At 58.0% G+C, this 1716-nt stretch carries 1 other annotated feature (only partly in view).

Going from position 1 to position 1716, the window contains the following annotated elements:
* The first annotated feature begins 195 nt into the window (after positions 1-195).
* Positions 196-1716, forward strand: a sequence feature (mutual gap in cmsearch alignment for this rRNA model is longer than 100) (it continues 1493 nt past the right edge of the window).

The following is a 1716-nucleotide window of genomic DNA, read 5'->3' on the forward strand; positions in this document are numbered from 1 at the left end:
CTGGTCGTTAGTACTGCTTCGGCGTGGAACGCGAGATGGAGAGGGTTGAGGGTGTCGGGCACGCTGTTGGGTGTCTGAGGGCATGGCCGTTTGGTCTGTCTTCGGTGCCGGCCCCAGTGAACTCGAGCCTGTTGGTTCGGGGTGGTGGGTGGTTGGTCGTTGTTTGAGAACTGCACAGTGGACGCGAGCATCTGTGGCCAAGTTTTTAAGGGCGCACGGTGGATGCCTTGGCACCAGGAACCGATGAAGGACGTGGGAGGCCGCGATAGTCCCCGGGGAGTCGTCAACCAGGCTTTGATCCGGGGGTTTCCGAATGGGGAAACCCGGCAGTCGTCATGGGCTGTCACCTACTGCTGAACACATAGGCAGTGTGGAGGGAACGCGGGGAAGTGAAACATCTCAGTACCCGCAGGAAGAGAAAACAACCGTGATTCCGGGAGTAGTGGCGAGCGAAACTGGATGAGGCTAAACCTCAAGCGTGTGAGACCCGGCAGGGGTTGCGTTTGGGGGGTTGTGGGATCTCTCTTCCACGGTCTGCCGGCCGTGGGACGAGTCAGAAACCGTTGATGTAGGCGAAGGACATGCGAAAGGTCCGGCGTAGAGGGTAAGACCCCCGTAGCTGAAACGTCAGCGGCTCGTTTGAGAGACACCCAAGTAGCACGGGGCCCGAGAAATCCCGTGTGAATCTGGCGGGACCACCCGCTAAGCCTAAATATTCCCTGGTGACCGATAGCGGATAGTACCGTGAGGGAATGGTGAAAAGTACCCCGGGAGGGGAGTGAAATAGTACCTGAAACCGTGTGCCTACAAGCCGTGGGAGCGTCGGGATCTTCGGATCCTCGTGACTGCGTGCCTTTTGAAGAATGAGCCTGCGAGTTTGCGGTGTGTTGCGAGGTTAACCCGGGTGGGGTAGCCGTAGCGAAAGCGAGTCCGAAGAGGGCGTTTGAGTAGCACGCTCAAGACCCGAAGCGGAGTGATCTAGCCATGGGCAGGTTGAAGCGGAGGTAAGACTTCGTGGAGGACCGAACCCACCAGGGTTGAAAACCTGGGGGATGACCTGTGGTTAGGGGTGAAAGGCCAATCAAACTCCGTGATAGCTGGTTCTCCCCGAAATGCATTTAGGTGCAGCGTCGTGTGTTTCTTGCCGGAGGTAGAGCACTGGATAGGCGATGGGCCCTACCGGGTTACTGACCTTAGCCAAACTCCGAATGCCGGTAAGTGAGAGCGCGGCAGTGAGACTGTGGGGGATAAGCTCCATGGTCGAGAGGGAAACAGCCCAGAGCATCGACTAAGGCCCCTAAGCGTACGCTAAGTGGGAAAGGATGTGGAGTCGCACAGACAACCAGGAGGTTGGCTTAGAAGCAGCCACCCTTGAAAGAGTGCGTAATAGCTCACTGGTCTAGTGATTCCGCGCCGACAATGTAGCGGGGCTCAAGCGTACCGCCGAAGTCGTGTCATTGCAGCATGACGGCTAACGCCGGCTGTGATGGGTAGGGGAGCGTCGTCTGCCGGGTGAAGCAGCCCTGTAAGGGAGTTGTGGACGGTTGACGAGTGAGAATGCAGGCATGAGTAGCGATTCACACGTGGGAAACGTGTGCGCCGATTGACTAAGGGTTCCTGGGTCAAGCTGATCTGCCCAGGGTAAGTCGGGACCTAAGGCGAGGCCGACAGGCGTAGTCGATGGATAACCGGTTGATATTCCGGTACCCGCTGTGG

The sequence above is a fragment of the Streptomyces sp. NPDC047079 genome, from assembly GCF_040643755.1.
GTDB lineage: Bacteria > Actinomycetota > Actinomycetes > Streptomycetales > Streptomycetaceae > Streptomyces.